Annotated in this window: 13 protein-coding genes; 5 read left to right on the top strand and 8 right to left on the bottom strand. The window is 49.3% G+C overall.

Going from position 1 to position 15,470, the window contains the following annotated elements; genetic code table 11:
- Positions 1-106: 106 nt before the first annotated feature.
- The 3 genes from uvrC to porW all read right to left on the bottom strand — a co-directional run bounded on the left by uvrC (position 107) and on the right by porW (position 7,093).
- Complete coding sequence (gene uvrC / locus BM030_RS01420) at positions 107-1,906, bottom strand: excinuclease ABC subunit UvrC (RefSeq protein WP_090970308.1); 1,800 nt, start codon at positions 1,904-1,906, stop codon at positions 107-109.
- A 24-nt stretch (positions 1,907-1,930) separates the two neighbouring features.
- Positions 1,931-4,174 carry a penicillin-binding protein 1A gene (locus tag BM030_RS01415; RefSeq protein ID WP_090970306.1) on the bottom strand — a complete coding sequence of 748 codons (2,244 nt, stop codon included), beginning with the start codon at positions 4,172-4,174 and terminating at the stop codon, positions 1,931-1,933.
- A gap of 75 nt (positions 4,175-4,249) precedes the next feature.
- A complete protein-coding gene (porW, locus tag BM030_RS01410; protein ID WP_090970304.1) occupies positions 4,250-7,093 on the bottom strand; it encodes a type IX secretion system periplasmic lipoprotein PorW/SprE in 2,844 nt (947 codons plus the stop codon).
- A gap of 66 nt (positions 7,094-7,159) precedes the next feature.
- On the opposite strand from porW, the gene BM030_RS01405 reads away from it, so the two are divergent.
- The 3 genes from BM030_RS01405 to BM030_RS01395 are packed head-to-tail and all read left to right on the top strand — an operon-like array spanning position 7,160 to position 8,695.
- Entirely contained in the window at positions 7,160-8,038 is an 879-nt protein-coding gene (locus BM030_RS01405; protein ID WP_090970302.1) for a M23 family metallopeptidase, read from the top strand.
- 35 nt (positions 8,039-8,073) lie between these two features.
- Positions 8,074-8,499: a bactofilin family protein gene (locus BM030_RS01400; RefSeq protein WP_090970299.1), complete on the top strand. Its 426-nt coding sequence runs from the start codon at positions 8,074-8,076 to the stop codon at positions 8,497-8,499.
- Positions 8,471-8,695, top strand: a complete 225-nt coding sequence (locus BM030_RS01395) for an AtpZ/AtpI family protein (protein ID WP_090970297.1) — start codon at positions 8,471-8,473, stop codon at positions 8,693-8,695. The genes BM030_RS01400 and BM030_RS01395 overlap by 29 nt, the downstream gene beginning before the upstream one ends.
- A gap of 22 nt (positions 8,696-8,717) precedes the next feature.
- Here the strand turns inward: BM030_RS01395 and BM030_RS01390 are convergent, their stop codons facing one another.
- Genes BM030_RS01390 through BM030_RS01375 form a run of 4 tightly spaced genes read right to left on the bottom strand, consistent with a single transcriptional unit; the run spans position 8,718 to position 11,042 of the window.
- A complete protein-coding gene (locus BM030_RS01390; RefSeq protein ID WP_090970969.1) occupies positions 8,718-9,095 on the bottom strand; it encodes a DUF2784 domain-containing protein in 378 nt (125 codons plus the stop codon).
- 42 nt (positions 9,096-9,137) lie between these two features.
- Positions 9,138-10,106: a DUF5777 family beta-barrel protein gene (locus tag BM030_RS01385; protein ID WP_211657492.1), complete on the bottom strand. Its 969-nt coding sequence runs from the start codon at positions 10,104-10,106 to the stop codon at positions 9,138-9,140.
- Positions 10,107-10,116: 10 nt separating this feature from the next.
- Positions 10,117-10,695 carry a YceI family protein gene (locus BM030_RS01380; protein ID WP_211657491.1) on the bottom strand — a complete coding sequence of 193 codons (579 nt, stop codon included), beginning with the start codon at positions 10,693-10,695 and terminating at the stop codon, positions 10,117-10,119.
- Positions 10,665-11,042 (bottom strand): hypothetical protein, encoded by a 378-nt coding sequence (locus BM030_RS01375; protein ID WP_139215777.1) that lies wholly within the window; start codon positions 11,040-11,042, stop codon positions 10,665-10,667. Before BM030_RS01375 ends, BM030_RS01380 begins: the two co-directional genes overlap by 31 nt.
- A 176-nt stretch (positions 11,043-11,218) precedes the next feature.
- On the opposite strand from BM030_RS01375, the gene BM030_RS01370 reads away from it, so the two are divergent.
- Together BM030_RS01370 and BM030_RS01365 are read left to right on the top strand one after the other, a co-directional pair.
- Entirely contained in the window at positions 11,219-11,809 is a 591-nt protein-coding gene (locus BM030_RS01370) for an RNA polymerase sigma factor (RefSeq protein ID WP_211657490.1), read from the top strand.
- 6 nt (positions 11,810-11,815) lie between these two features.
- The gene (locus BM030_RS01365) at positions 11,816-12,952 is read left to right on the top strand and encodes a porin family protein (RefSeq protein ID WP_090970294.1); all 1,137 of its coding nucleotides are present in this window, start codon (positions 11,816-11,818) and stop codon (positions 12,950-12,952) included.
- Positions 12,953-12,958: 6 nt separating this feature from the next.
- Here the strand turns inward: BM030_RS01365 and BM030_RS01360 are convergent, their stop codons facing one another.
- On the bottom strand, positions 12,959-15,382 hold the full coding sequence (locus tag BM030_RS01360) for a S9 family peptidase (RefSeq protein WP_090970292.1): 2,424 nt from the start codon (positions 15,380-15,382) through the stop codon (positions 12,959-12,961).
- Positions 15,383-15,470 lie beyond the last annotated feature (88 nt).

Below are 15,470 nucleotides of genomic sequence, written 5' to 3'. Positions count from 1 at the left end.
GAGAATTCCGCAAAAAGCTTACCCATAAATAATACACTAACTTACAACGGCTTACAAAAAGACTGATTGTCTGCTTTACTGTACAGGCAGAGCTATCAGCATGGTATTATGCTCCATGGAAGTAAGAGCGTACCGCCTGTACCTGCCTGCCGGAAAGCACAGTCTGCAGCTCGTCGTCGGTAGCCTCACGGATCCTTTTGACTGATTTAAAGGTCTTCAGAAGTTTTTCGGCAGAAGTTCTACCTATACCGGGGATGTTTTCAAGTTCGGTACGAAAGGTTTTCAGACTCCGTTGTTTGCGATGGAATGTAATACCGAAACGATGTGCTTCGTCGCGCAAGTGTTGGATAATCTTCAGCGTTTCTGATTTCTTATCGAGATACATCGGATACTGATCCCCGGGATAATATATTTCCTCTAACCGCTTGGCGATGCCGATGATGGTAACCTGTTTGTCGATACCCAACAGCTTAAGGCTTTTTAATGCGGCAGAAAGCTGTCCCTTACCTCCATCGATGACAATCAGTTGGGGCAGCGACTGTCCCTCATCCAGCAACCTCCGGTATCGCCGATGCACAGCTTCCTCCATGGTGGCGAAGTCGTTCGGCCCCTCAACCGTTTTCACATTAAAATGCCGGTAGTCTTTCTTGGAGGGTTTGGCATCTTTGAATACTACGACAGCTGATACCGGATATTTGCCCTGGAAATTAGAATTATCGAAACATTCAATATGCCGGGGCAAGACATTCATCCGCAGGTCTTGCTGCATCTGTTTGAGAACACGTTCCGTTTTAAATTCCGGATTGAGCTTCTCATACTGATTGAGCCGCTCTTTTTTGAAATACAATACATTTTTGAGCGATAGATCCAATAGGCTTTTCTTTTCACCTTGTTTCGGCACGGTAAACTTCAGGTTGTCGGCTTCGATATCAATAGTAAATGGAACGATAAGCTCCTTGGAAGTACTATTAAAACGACTCCGTATCTCCGGAATAGCCAGGCTCAGCAGTTCCTCATCGCTTTCATCCAACCGTTTCTTTAGTTCAACAGTCTGGGTCTGGATGATCACTCCGTTTACTACCTTCAAGTAATTGACAAAAGCATAGCTCCGGTCAGATGCAATACTGAACACATCCACGTTGGTGATGGATGAACTCACCACTGTCGACTTGCTTTGGTAGCGGCCTAAAAGATCCAGTTTACTTTTCAAATAGTGGGCATATTCAAAATTCAATTTCGCTACCGCCTCATCAAGTTGATCTTTCAGCCGCTTAATAACAACACCTATTTTACCGTTGAGGATATCCCTGATGTCATTCAGGTTTTGCTCATAATTTTCTTCACTTTGATAACCTTCGCAAGGCCCCTTACAGTTGCCGATCTGGTATTCCAGACACACTTTGAATTTACCTTTACTGATGTTTTCGGGAGAGAGCGCCAGATTGCATGTGCGGAGCGGATAAAGCTCGCGGATGGTTTCCATAACTGCGTTCATCATGCCCACCGACGCATAAGGCCCGAAATACTTTGAGCCGTCCTTAATGTATTTCCTCGTAGGAAAAACCCGTGGGAAACGCTCGTTCTTAATCACTATCCAAGGATAAGTTTTGTCATCCTTAAGCATGACATTGTAGCGGGGCTGGTGCTTTTTGATCAGGCTGTTTTCTAACAGCCAGGCATCTATTTCCGTATCCACGATAGTGAATGTGATGCGTTTGATTTTACGCACCAGTACACGCGTTTTGCCGTTGAGCAGACCGGCTTTGACGAAATAAGAGCTTACACGATTTTTCAGGTCTTTGGCTTTGCCGATATAAATCAACTCGCCGTTTGCGTCCCAGTATTGGTACACCCCCGGCCGATGGGGAATCTCCTCAAGCGCCTTACGGTAATCGAATTCCATCATATCCAATCGTCGGTAGCGTGGTGATCAAAACCCAAGCCGCTCATCCAATTTTTCTTCCTCTTCCCCGTAAAACTGTTGGTATTGGCTACAGTCAAGTTCGCGCGTAAGCCCGCCTTCCGGCAACGGAAAATCACCCTGGGAATAGCTGAGCGATGTATCGGCATATACCTTTTGCATATACAGGCCGAATACCGGCAATGCCGCCTGTGCCCCCTGCCCTTCGGCCATGGAGAAGAAACTGATGCCGCGGTCCTCGGCCCCCGTCCACACCCCGCTCACCAATTCCGGCGTGATGCCGATAAACCAGGCATCGGCGTTGTCATTCGTTGTACCGGTTTTACCACCCATCGGTGGCTTCAGGTTATAACGCCAGCGCAAGCGATTGCCAGAACCCCCGTCCACTACGCTTTTAAGCATATCCACCATAATATAGGCGGTTTCGCTATTCAACACCTTACTTACCTTTGGCGCCTTTTCGTAAATCGGCGTACCGTTCTTGTCTTCAACACGCAGGATATAGATAGGCTCTATCCAAACACCATGATTTACAAACGCCGAATAAGCGCCTACCATATCATATAACGACGCTTCATATGAGCCCAATGCAATGGACGGATATTCCTGCACATCAGACGTAATACCCATGCTTTTGGTGAGCTTCGCTACGGCGGTGGCACCCACTTCATTAATCATATACGCAGTGGCATAATTCTGCGAATGGGCCAATGCCCTGCGCAGCGTAATCGGACTACCAACCGATTCGCCCCGTGGACTCCACGCATAAGGTCCACTGCCGATAGTCAACGGCACGTTGGGCACCTGAAAGCAGGGTGAGTAACCGTTGTCAATGGCTACAGCATAAGTAAACGGCTTGGCTGTTGACCCCACCTGCCGTGTACCCATCTTCACCTGATCATATTTATAATGTTCGAAATTAATCCCACCCACCCAAGCACGCACATAGCCCGTATGCGGCTCCATGGACATGAACGCATTCCGAAGAATCAATTTATTATAACGGATGGAATCCATCGGAGTCATGGTGGTATCCCTGTCCCCTTCCCAAGTGAAGATAGTCATCGGAACGGGGGTTTCAAAATCTTTTTTTATCTCCGCGTCTGATTTACCCGCTTGTTTGAGCATCCGATAGCGGTCAGATCGCTTCATTCCTGTTTCCAGGAGCTTGGCTTTATCACCCCGGAACGGGTCGCGATTCTTCCACTGCTTGTCGAAAGACGCCTGAATAGTTTTCATCCATTCCCGTTGGGCGTCTTCTGCATATTGCTGCATTTTCGAATGGATAGTGGTATAGATTTTCAATCCGTCACGGTCAAGGTCATATGGGGTGCCGTCTGCCTTGGTAATCGACAATTCATTAAACGCACGCTGAATGTCTCGTTTCATTACCGCACGGAAATAGGGTGCCAGTCCCTCCCCGTATTCCGATATCCGCAAATCGGTTATCAATGGCTCCTTCTTGTATTTGTCTGCCTCTTCACGTGTGAGGAAGCCTTGTTTACGCATATTGTCAATAACCACGTTGCGGCGCCGGATGGCGTTCTGCGGATAACGTACAGGAGAGTAAATACCCGGTCCTTTGAGCATGCCCACCAACAACGCAGCTTGCGGCACATTCAACTTATCGGGAGTGGTATTGAAATAGGTCCGCGCTGCCGATTTGATGCCGAACGTGTTATACGCACCGAAGTCTACCGTATTGAAATACATGGTAATGATTTCTTCCTTGGTATAGTTGCGTTCCAGACGTACCGCGGTTATCCACTCCTGGAACTTCTGGATGATGCGCTTTCCCGTATTCCTGGCCCTACCTTCGGAAAAGAGGTTGAGTGCCAGCTGTTGGGTGATGGTGCTTGCCCCTTGGCGCTTTCCTATCAGGTTGTAGAAAATAATGGTGAAAGTACGCTTGTAATCAATGCCTGAATGTTTATAAAAACGCTTGTCTTCTGTGGCTATCAGTGCCTGAACCAAGTGGGGCGACAATTGGTCATACCGCACATTTGAACGGTTTTGAACATAGTAGGTACCCAATACCACGCCATCATCGGAGATGATTTCCGATGCCAGGTTGCTCTTTGGGTTTTCTAAATCCCGGAATGTCGGCAATTTCCCAAAAACCCCTATCCCCACACTGAAAATAAATAAAAAACCTAATAAAATAGCTCCTATAATTATTTTCCAGAAATTGCGGGTGTAACGGTTGACATCTTCCTGCGTTAGCGCATGTTTGTTCTTTTTCTTTTGCTTCATTATGCAGTACCGGGTACTTAATTATTTTTACAAATTTACGATTAATTATAGAACTTACTTATTAGGGCTTACGGCTCATGGCTCCTGTTCCTGATAAATGGCATGGTAATCGTCTATTTTGGAGAAATCAGATAACGTGCCAAAGTTCTCTTCCGTAATCAAAAAAGTATTGTAAATAGCCGAAGGAATTTTCATGATATCGGGCAGCAGCGGCCGTATGCGCGTCTCATACAGCTTTGCCTGTTCATATCCGTCAAATGGTCCGATATAGACTAATTGAGTTTCATTGTTCACTACTTTAAGCTGATGGCTGATCCCAACGCCGGTATAACGCGTACGGTTAAACTGTCCGATACCGAACCGGGAAGGGGCCAGGTTCACCCGCGCATTCATCACGTTAATAACAAAATAATAGGTTGCTGAATCAGGCAACAACACCATATCCCGATAGGTATTCGGAGCGATTTCTCCCACATCAGCGGTTTTAGCTAACTGCCGCCCCGCGATGCGGGGTGTGCTGCCGAGGCCCCGGTTCGGTGGAAGTCCGGTTTGCCCCGCTGCCGCTACTGTTAGTTCCTTACGCGGCCGGGGCCGATCGGCCCCCCGTCGAATCACCAGCTGAGGCCAAAGCGTCATTGTCGGTTCATCCACGAAACGCTCCCGGCTTTCATCCATATCCTCCAGTGCATACTGCCGGGAAGCCAATGTGTCCCTATTGGCTTCAATAAACGCCAAGTGCTGATGAACCAGCGGTGCGATTAAGCTATCATCAGGAAAATCGGCCGCTATCGTTTGTAATACGTGCTCAAAAGTATCAAGCGGTGCTGTCCTGCCCAATGCCAGCGCTCGCAAATAGGCCAATTGACTTAATGTCTGTTGCCGGCCCTGCCCTTGGTCAAGTATATGCGTAACCTCCGCTATCACCTGTTGGTATTCCCGTTGGGTATACCGGGTATAGATGTTTCCATAAACTTCATCAAGAATACGCTGCTGCTGCTCTTGCTTCTCCAAGTACATCGGATCGCGCACAATATGTGCATACAACGAATCAGGAAACTCCCCGAGCAGTCTATCTCGGTAAAAATCCGCCTTCGTTACATTTATATCGGTATATATGCGGTAGAGATTGAAATAAATTAATGCAGCTTCTTTGGTATCCGGGTAACGTCTCAATAATTCCTCATAGGCTTTGGCAGCTTCCTCATAATCGCGCAACTCATCGCGGTAAATGTTGCCAACGCTAAGCAGGGCGTCATGTATCTGCCGGTGTGAGGCCGCCAACTTTTCTTTCGTATCCGGCAATGCTTCAAGGTAAGTTAAGCGAAGCGCCGATGCCCATGCCGCGCTGTCCACCTCCACAGCCTCCTCAGGCACCGCAGCGGGCGCTTCCTCTACCAGACGGCCAGCAGCGCCGGGAACCGCCTGCCCCATGTCGCTGAACCGCCAATTGTCACCAAGTTGCCGATTGCCCCACCGCCTTCTGAACTCAACCTGTCCCATGCCCATCGCATCCGGATTGTTGAAATAAAACCGGTTGTCCGTATAAACTTCCGTGGATACCATGACATCGTCAAAAGTGAGCCGTTGCGGTCGGCGATTGGTTTTCCCCTTGACGCCTTGTTTACTGGCCTGCACCTGGGCATACGCCTGCGCCACGATACTGTCAATTCCGGCGTTGCGCCCGTGCTCATCAAGCCCTGCGAGGTATTGCAGACTATCTTGACGTGCAACCACTTGCAGTTGTAAAATAAGCTCGTCGAGATTAGCAATTTTACGTTGTATTGCCCCAGCGTCCGGAAAATCCGGTGGCAGCGACATGCCCACGCTGTCGTAATACTGTTTGGCTGTATGGTATGTTGCCTCATTGAAATAATGGTCGGCCAGTTTTAGGTAGGTCAGCGTCGTCTGGTACCGGTTGGCATTTTGCTGCTGCAGCGCAAGCTGGTAATTCGTTAAGGCCTCCGACACGTTACTGTCCGCATAATAGACCGCTGCGATTTGATAATAAATCTGATCCCTGAAATCTTTGTTTTTACTATCCCGGAGCATACGTTTGAGCAGCCTGACACGTTCCTCACCTGTGGAATGGTCCTTTGTAAGCAACTGTATCCTGTGCAGCCCTGCCTGAAATGACATTTCATATGGCGCATTGCTGCGTACCACGCGGGTAAAATGCGCATAAGCTTCTTCATTTCGCCCCTGCTGTTCCAATAACTGGCCAAGCAGGTAATGCCAGCGCAGCTTCGTGGGCTTATGCTGTGTGTACTCAAGGGCCTGCTGCAACATCGTGACGGCCGATGCTTCGTCGTGCGTGAGCAGGTAATGCTTGGCCTGTGTGGCAAACGCCATTCCCCTTGATTTCCGTTCCGACTCCAACCCCATGAAAACCGTATCCAATACCAATCCCGCAGCCGTTAAATTACCCAATTGCATCAGTGAACGGGCTTTCCATACTAACGCCGCTTGCCGGTATTCGGGCATATCGCCAAACGTGTTAGCAACATAAGTAAAGAATTCCACGGCATTGAAATAGTTTCCCTTCAGGTAATTGGCCCGGCCCGTAAGCATGTAGGCCTCATTGATGTACTTACTCTTGGTTTTTTTATTGATGATGTTCAACGCTTTGCCGATAACAGAATCCATTAATGTCGCGTTGGAAGCCGCTGTGGTTTCCGTCGGTTCAATCAACACCGGGAGCAATTGTTGATAGTTATCGGTATGCGAAGCGAATAGCTCCCGCTCGACATCCATGATGATCTTACGGCCATGGTAAACGATGTTATACCTTGCCGTAAGGTTTTCCATCATATCATACTCCGGTTCTCCCCGCTTCCGCTGATCCGCAGCACAGGCGGCAACAACAGTCGCTACACACGCCACGGCAATAAATCGGATAACGGAAACAGGGAGATGTGCCATATAAATGAATATCTTTGCCGGGAATAAACATGCAAAAATATCATTTTATTTTGATTAGGGGGGCGCATGGCCAAACAAAAAAAGTCGTTACCAAAGTTACTAAACGCACGCTACAAACTGGTTGTTCTCCATGAGGAAACCTTTGAAGAGAAGGCCGCATTTACGGGCAGGTTATGGTCCTGGCTTACCGGCGCGGTCACGGCCGCAGCAGTGCTCGTGGTTCTTACTGTTATCCTCATACGCTCCACCGCTTTACGGGAATACGTCATCGGTACATCATTAAGCAGTGAGGAGCGGGAAATGCTGACCGAAGCCTATGCACGCCTTGATTCCATGGAACAGGTTGCCCAGGCGAATGACATTTACCTAACCAACCTTCGTCAGGTAATCAGCGGTCAGGCCGGCGAAACGCTCGAAGACGCCAGCCGCCAACAAGCCCAACCTAAAAACAACATTCCCGCTAACGAACCCGACATCAGTGTTTCCGACGACGAATTAGCTCTGCGGGAGCTGGTAGAATCGGGAGCGCCCTATGAATTGCCCGAAAACCAGCAAAACGCCCGGACAGGCATCTCTTCTTACACCTTCTACAGTCCGATTAAAGGAATTATCAGTGCTGATTTCAGCGCAAAAGACCAGCATTACGCCATAGACATTGCTGTAAAAATGAATGAGCCGGTCCGTGCAACGCTAAGCGGCCATGTACTGTTCGCCTCTTACACTCCCGAAACCGGCTATGTTGCTATTATTCAACATGGTAACAATCTGGTGTCGCTTTATAAACATTGCGCTTCAATTATCAAAAAAGTTGGTAGCTTTGTGCGTGGCGGAGAAGTTATTGCGTTTGCCGGCGACACGGGAGAACTGAGTACAGGCCCGCATCTCCACTTTGAGTTGTGGTATAACGGCAGTCCGGTAAACCCTAATGACTACATTGCTTTTTAACAGATACCATAGTGAACACCTAAGCAAGACCCAACATGTTTGTAAACAAAAAGAATGAAAGGCTACAGGAACAACGGGGAAGTAGTTTTAACTTGATTGCTAACGGCACGGAAATCACCGGCGACATTCGTACTACAGGCGACCTGCGCATCGATGGGCAAATCATCGGCAACGTCACCTGTACCGCGAAGTTGGTCATCGGAGAAAGCGGGGAAATCAAAGGCAATATCCATTGCCAATCCGGTGAAATTTCGGGCAGCGTACAGGGGCAGATTATAACGAAGGAAGTACTCCAGCTCAATCACTCCGCCTCCATACAGGGTGACATCGAAGCCATGCGTTTCATCGTCGAAGACGGCGCGTCCATTAACGGAAGGTGCACCACCAGTAAAAGCCTGCCCGGACAGCTGCCAGAAGTGAAACTGATCACTTATGAAAAACCACAAGCGCTTACCGAATAATGCACTGGGCAAGTATGCCTATTTCACCGGCGTGGGATTCCAGATGTTAGCCATCATCGGTATTTTCACTTATATTGGTCATCGTATCGATAAATCCCGAGCCGCGCAAACACCGCTTTGGACCGCGCTGTTTGCGCTCGCGGGAGTATGCATCAGTATATATACCGTAATCCGCGCAGTCACGAAAAGACGCTAAGGAAGCACGCGGCATCCGTTGGCTATCTCCGTTTCCTCCATCGGACAATGTTCAGGTAAAAGGAAATCAGGGCAACCGCTGCGAAGCTTACGGCCGTGGTTGTATCGATTACCGCAGCATCGACATCGGCACCAGTGAGTTTATCAACCTGGTATTTGATAAACGAATTGGGTAAATCCCGCTCACCGAGTTTGGCCTTTACTTGCCATTGCCAATCGGTAATCGGGCAATAGCCGATTCCATACCATATCCCAAGCAGAAGCCACGACCCCGCTGTCGCCAATACGCTGTATAGGTGCAATCGGCGCGTAGCTTGCCAGACCCAGCCCGTCAAATTGAAGCCGATAATCAGCAAGTGAAGCAGCGTATAAAATACATCCAGCAGCTTGAGCCCTGTCATATTCCTCAAATATACGTATTTGCCGTATAACGCTGACATCATTCAGTTCCCCAACATAAACCGCCTTGATATGGTGAAGCCCCACCTGAACTGTCCTTTGGCCCATGATGAGGTGGTTTCCGGAATGAACTGCATTTCCTGGATGGCCGTAGCGTTGGTAAAGTTCAGGTTAAACACATGCCCGCCCGTCTCAATTTCTAATCCCACGCCCAGTGGGTGGTATAACGCGGTGATGGCCTCTTCATACCGTTCTCTGCTTGCCGTCGGTCGGAACGGCACAACATAGTCCATCACCAGCGCCATACGCCTGCTTACCTTCAGTCGTCCCCCGATACCCAGGGCAAGCAGGTTATCTTGGTTGTCATAATCAGCGGTTGTATTCCGGCGGATGTAGGTTGGATGCATGGCCAAAGACAGCCGTTCACCGAACTTGCGTGCAACGATAAGCTGCACCACTGCATTAAACCGATCAGCAAACTGCCTGTAAGATATCGCTTCGCCATCGTTCTGTTCATCCGCCGCTACACCGGGAATTACGAGGCTCGTATAAAACGTAGCCGATAACGGTATTTTCTCATCAGTGGTCTGGTGCAATAGCCGCAACTTCAGGTTTGTCTCATATAGCTGGGATACCCGTGTAGCACCTTTAGTCCGGGCAATCCCCACATTGAGGTCATCCGTAATCCCGTACTCAAACCCGATGCGGATATCGGTGGAGTTGTCCAATCCAAAAAAATTCTTGGCCCCGCCGTTGGCCCCGCCGATATCACCAAAACGGTGATCCACCTTAAAGTCGAGCTCATGCCGGTGAATGGTCTCAACGGATTGGCTATTGATGATACGGGTAGTCTTAAACGTAGCCTCTACCGGCTCCCCGTCGTGATGCTGCACGCTATCGGCGCTCAATAGCCGTTCCATATCCGTCTGTGCCGCTGATGGCCTGTATCCGGCAAAAAGATTCAGGACGATAAGGAATCGCAATGTATGGCGTATAAGAAAAGAAGGTTGCATAGGTAAAGAATTAGGGTATCCGATAGGTTGCTGATACGTCAACAGAAACTACTTCTGCGATATTCTTCATGACTACTCTTGGTATTCTGATGGCGTGGTCGGCCAATTTAACATCGAATTTGGCGTGAGTCTGAATTACGCCACCTTTTATCACGATGGTCGCCTTGGTGGAGTAAAATTTTTTTACACCATGGATATCCAGATTTCCCTCTGCCGTCACTTGATGGCGGCCGTCCGCTGTCCAGTCTACATCTTCCACAACCCTACCCCCGAATGTCGCATATGGAAACCTATCCGTTTCCATATAATTTTCATTGAAATGCTGCTGCATCAGCCGCTTATTGAATTCGAACGACTTAACGGGTACCTTAAAAGCAATCTCATTAGTTTTGACATTAAGAGCAGCCACGGCCTTCGCAGTAGCCGCTGATATATTTTCCAGCGGCGCCTCGGAGAAGAACGAGATACGACTGCTCTTGTCCAACAGGATGTCCTGCGCTTCCGCACGGAAGCACAGGAACATCACAAAAAACCAGACATACCACTTGTTCATACCCATCAGTTCTCCGGCGCACCCTTGTTGATCCATGCCTTTAACAAATCCAACTCGCGCGTCGATAAGCTACCGTTTTGCGGCATTACCCTGCGCACGACTACCACATCGTTAATCCGCGTCAGGTTATCCCTTACCGAGGTATAACCGGAAAAAACCCACCGCGATGTACCTGCACCGGATCCCGTGTGGCACCCGCTGCAACGCGACTGTAGCAGTCCGCCCACGAAATTGGAATAGCTTACATTGTCAACGGTTACTTCTTCTTCGCCCCCATTTCCGGGAGGCGGGCCTGGCGGCTCGGGCGTTTCATTGCCTTTTCCACAGGCTGAAATCACCACCACAGCAAGGCACCATAACAGCTGGAAAACGGATTGTTTCATTTTCATCGTTTTTATATTAATTTGTCGTATAGTCGGCATCCACTTCGGCATTCATAAGGGGATACGGCCCGGACATCCAAAAGGTTGCTTTTAACAGCCAAGAAAAATTTTGGTTCAACAGGGCAACCTTTTGGTTCAATTGCCCGTATTTTTACTACAACGCATAAGAAAGAAGCTTGCCGACGACTAATGAAGAAATAGTGCAACAGTATATTGCCGGTTGCCTGCAGCACGATAGGGAAAGCCAATATGCTTTATTCAAGTATTTCCACAGCTATGCAATGGGAATATGCAAGCGGTATGCCCGCCGGTCAGATGAAGCATCAGACATTCTGAGCGAGAGTTTTTTAAAAATATTCAACCATATCGACCAATACGATGCATCGAAACCATTCAAGTCGTGGATCGGGCGGATCATTACCAATACGGCTATCGACTATTACCGGGCGAGTTTGAAATTTGCGCAGCAGGAAGATGTGGATGAACATGTGAGTATGAGCAATGAGGCCAGCATTTATAGCAAGCTGGCATACGACGATTTATTGGCGTTGATTCGATCACTCAGCCCTGCATACAGAACCGTCTTTAACCTTTACGCCATTGACGGGTATAGCCACGATGAAATCGCGAAGATGCTGGGTATCAATATCAACACCTCAAAATCAAACTTACACAAAGCCCGGAAAAAACTTCAGGAACTGCTGGACAAAACCGCCAATGAACGGATGGGCACGCAAGCTGACAATGATGGACAACTGATCAGATAAGAGCACATGGAAGACAAACACCCCATCGATAAACTATTCCGGGAAGGGCTGAACGGGCCGGAAATCCCGTTTGATGAAACGGTTTGGAACGCTGTTGCCAAAAAATTGCCACGGAAAAAGCGCAAATCGCCGTTGCTCATCTGGTTGGGCAGCGGCTGCGCCGCTGCCTTGGTCATTGCCATCGTATGGTTGTCTGGCGACCGTACTGGCTCCAGCAACGGGCCAGCCCTCCCAACAGCACGCGAATTGCCAACAGCCAATTCGGCAATCCCGCAGGAACACACCGTGGTTCCAACAACGGGCAGTGATTCAGTCATCGCCAGAAAATCAACCAAGCAACTGCCTATAACAGCCGTCGCCGAATCAACCGACGAGGTTCCGCATAGCAACGGACAGCTGCTGGCGGTAGAACAAGTAAACGTAAACGTGCTGTCAACGTCGCCCCTGACAACCTCGCCTATTACCGAATTACGGACGAACGAAAAAACACCCACCGGACGCGTAGCCGAAATTACCAACGCACAAATGCAGCCCAGCGAGCCGCAAGGTGGATGGACATTCAGTATTACCGCAGCCCCGGATCTTTCCGGTATCCGACCTTTCGCCGGTAAATTAAGCCGGAATTTCGGAATTGTCATGAGTTATCGTCTCAACGATAGATTGAATATCGCCGGAGGCTTACTGTATGCAAAAAAACTGTATCAAGCCGATTTTGGTGTTTACCAGCCAGAAGGGGGCTGGCCATCCTATCGTAACGGAGCCGACCGTATTGATGCCGATTGCCGGGTACTGGACATTCCTTTAACTATCCATTACAAACTCTGGCAGGACGGTCAATCTTCATGGTTTGCTGCTGGCGGACTATCAAGTTACATCATGCTTCGTGAAACCTACGATTTCCATTCTTATCGTAGCGAGTCTTTCTATCCGCGGCAATACCGGTTCCGTAACGAAAACCAGCATTTCTTTGGAATATTGCACATGGGTATCGGCTATCACCGCAAATTCAACAATGCGATGGGTATGACTGTACAGCCGTTCGTAAAAGTGCCGTTAAGCCAAATCGGTCAGGGCAATATCAAACTTTACTCTACCGGTGTGGCGCTATCGGTGGATATCGATCTGACACGCCGCAGGCCGTAAATCAAATTATCGGCCGTTGTTCTTCACATACTGTTCCAACCAACGATCCATCTCCCAAAGTGTGTGGTAAATAGACTCTTTCGCCCGGTAACCATGCAATTCTTTGGGCAGGAACACCAACCGAACCGTTCCCCCATGCCCTTTGATGGCTGCATACAGGCGTTCGCTGTTGATAGGGAATGTCCCCGAATTCTCATCGTCCATACCATGTATAAGCAAAAGTGGCGTCTTAATCTTATCGGCAAAGCTGAATGGCGACATTTGGTAATAGACCTCCGGGGCCTGCCAGTAAGTACGCGGCTCCGCCTGGAATCCAAAGGGTGTCAAGGTACGGTTATAGGCACCACTACGGGCAATACCTGCGGCAAAAAGATCCGTATGGGCCAGGAGGTTGGCCGTCATAAATGCGCCGTATGAGTGGCCTCCCACACCAATACGCTTCCGGTCGGCTACGCCCAGGGAGGTCACGTAATCAATTGCTGCCTTCGCATTGGCTTGTACCTGAGGCACAAACGTATCGTTGGGTTCTTCATCACCCTCACCCACAATGGGCATATCAGCATTGTCAAGCACAGCGTACCCGCGGGTTACCCAGTAAATGGGCGATCCCCAGGAAATCCGCGTAAAACGATAAGGCGATCCTTTCACCTGGCTGGCCGCTGCGGCCGTCTTAAATTCACGCGGGTAGGCCCACATCAGCATGGGTAGCGGCCCGTCTTCCTTGCTATAGCCAGCGGGCAGGTAAAGAGTGGCGGTTAGGGTCAGCCCGTCGTTGCGCTTATAGGAGAGCTGTTGCTTCTGCACTCCCTCCAGTGAGGTATATGGGTGCGCGAAAGCGGTTATGGCGGTCATCGACCGGCTTTTCAGATTAACCGTGTAATAATTGGGTGGCTCTTCCGCAGACTCACGCGAAATAATCAGCGAGCCTTTGTTGTCAAAAAACACCGGCGACTCGTAATAAGGTGCCTGCGACTGGAACAAAGTATCGGTTTTGCCGGATATCAGGTTCCAGCGCATCAAGAAAGGGCGATCACCCTCCGGCGATGCGCCGCCGGAAATCGTAAAGACTGTTGGTTGCCGACCTTTATCCAGCAATAGTACCGAACGATTAAATCCGTTAGGGGTATACACAAACCGGCCGGGGTCAGTGTATGTATCTTCTGATGACCGATCAGCTATGACTTGGATGGCCTTTCCGCTATTGGAATCAAACAAGGTCATTTTTTCCTTCCGCGTCTGTCGCCACCGCTCCGTTAAGATGGCAAAATCCTTGTCGGCCCATGTAATACCGCTATAGCGCAGCGCGGTTTGGATAAGATTAGCCGGTTGGCCGGTAAAGGGCGCTTCCAATTGGTATACTGCATCCCGATGCTCAGCTTTATTCCGCGCAATACCTCCATCCAGCGCCTCCACCCAATACAACGTTGCAGGCTTGTCCGGCCGCCAGCCGTGCGCCCGTTGACCGGTTACAACATTATCGAACCCTATAGGTACGTTATCGGCCAACGGTGCTTCATATAACCGTTTAACTTCATTGCCATTCTTATCCCATATCAAGGTATGGTAAGGGAATGCGTATACCGGTACGAGATAAGAATAAGGTCGCTCCACGCGCTGCACCAGCAGATAATTCCCATCAGGCGAGTAATTTACGGAACGGTAAATTCCCGGAACGCCAACTTCAGTGAGGTTTCCTCCCAGATCCACCAAGGCAAGCTGACCAGTCAGATAGTAATCAAACAACCGCTCATCGTGCGGATCTTCCAGCAAATTTTGATAGGTTCTTGACGGAGCCGTTTTTCCGAGATTTTCCTGCACCACCGGTCCGGTTGGCACCTCGCTCGCTTGCGGTGCACTTCCGCGCCCTTCCGGGATGAATTTCGCCAATATATGGGTACTCCCTGGCGCCCAGGTGAACGTAAAGCCGAACGCATCGTTCAAGGGTACATCCGTTATCCTTCTGGCAACAAACTGCTGGAGATCAGCCACCCATAGCTCTACGGCAGTTTTTGTGCTATTGCTGAACGCCACCCATTTTTCATCAGGACTGAATGTAATATTCCCGATGCTGGCTTCGGTGGGTAATCCGGTAATTGGATATTCCTCGCCGGTCTTCACATCTTTTACCGTGATGGTGGTAAAGCCACTGCCTACCGCCGCGTTGTTCGCCGGATTGATACGCAACCCCGCCAGGCCCAGCGCCGGTTGTGAAATGTCGGCTATGGTGGGAAAATCCGGACGCTCGAGCAATAGCATCTTATCTCTTTCTTTTGTAAAGAATACCGATGGCGTGTTAGGTGCATCCACCAATGCACGTATGCTTTCCGGAGGTGTTTGGTAGGTGAGTGAATTTTGTGCCGTCACCGTCGACAAAAACGGCAGCCAAAGCAACAAAAATGTACTGGAGCATGCGGTAAGTTGTCTTTTCATAGCGAGTTTTCTGGTCAAGTTTATGATGAACCAAATATGGGTTCTTTTTTTAAAAAAAACACACCGGTAACCATCAAGTTACGTTAAC

Origin of the sequence: Parapedobacter composti (assembly GCF_900112315.1) — a bacterium.
In the GTDB taxonomy this organism is placed as follows: domain Bacteria; phylum Bacteroidota; class Bacteroidia; order Sphingobacteriales; family Sphingobacteriaceae; genus Parapedobacter; species Parapedobacter composti.
The sequence above is the reverse complement of the archived record's forward strand: the minus strand, read 5'-3'. Positions and strand labels throughout refer to the sequence as shown.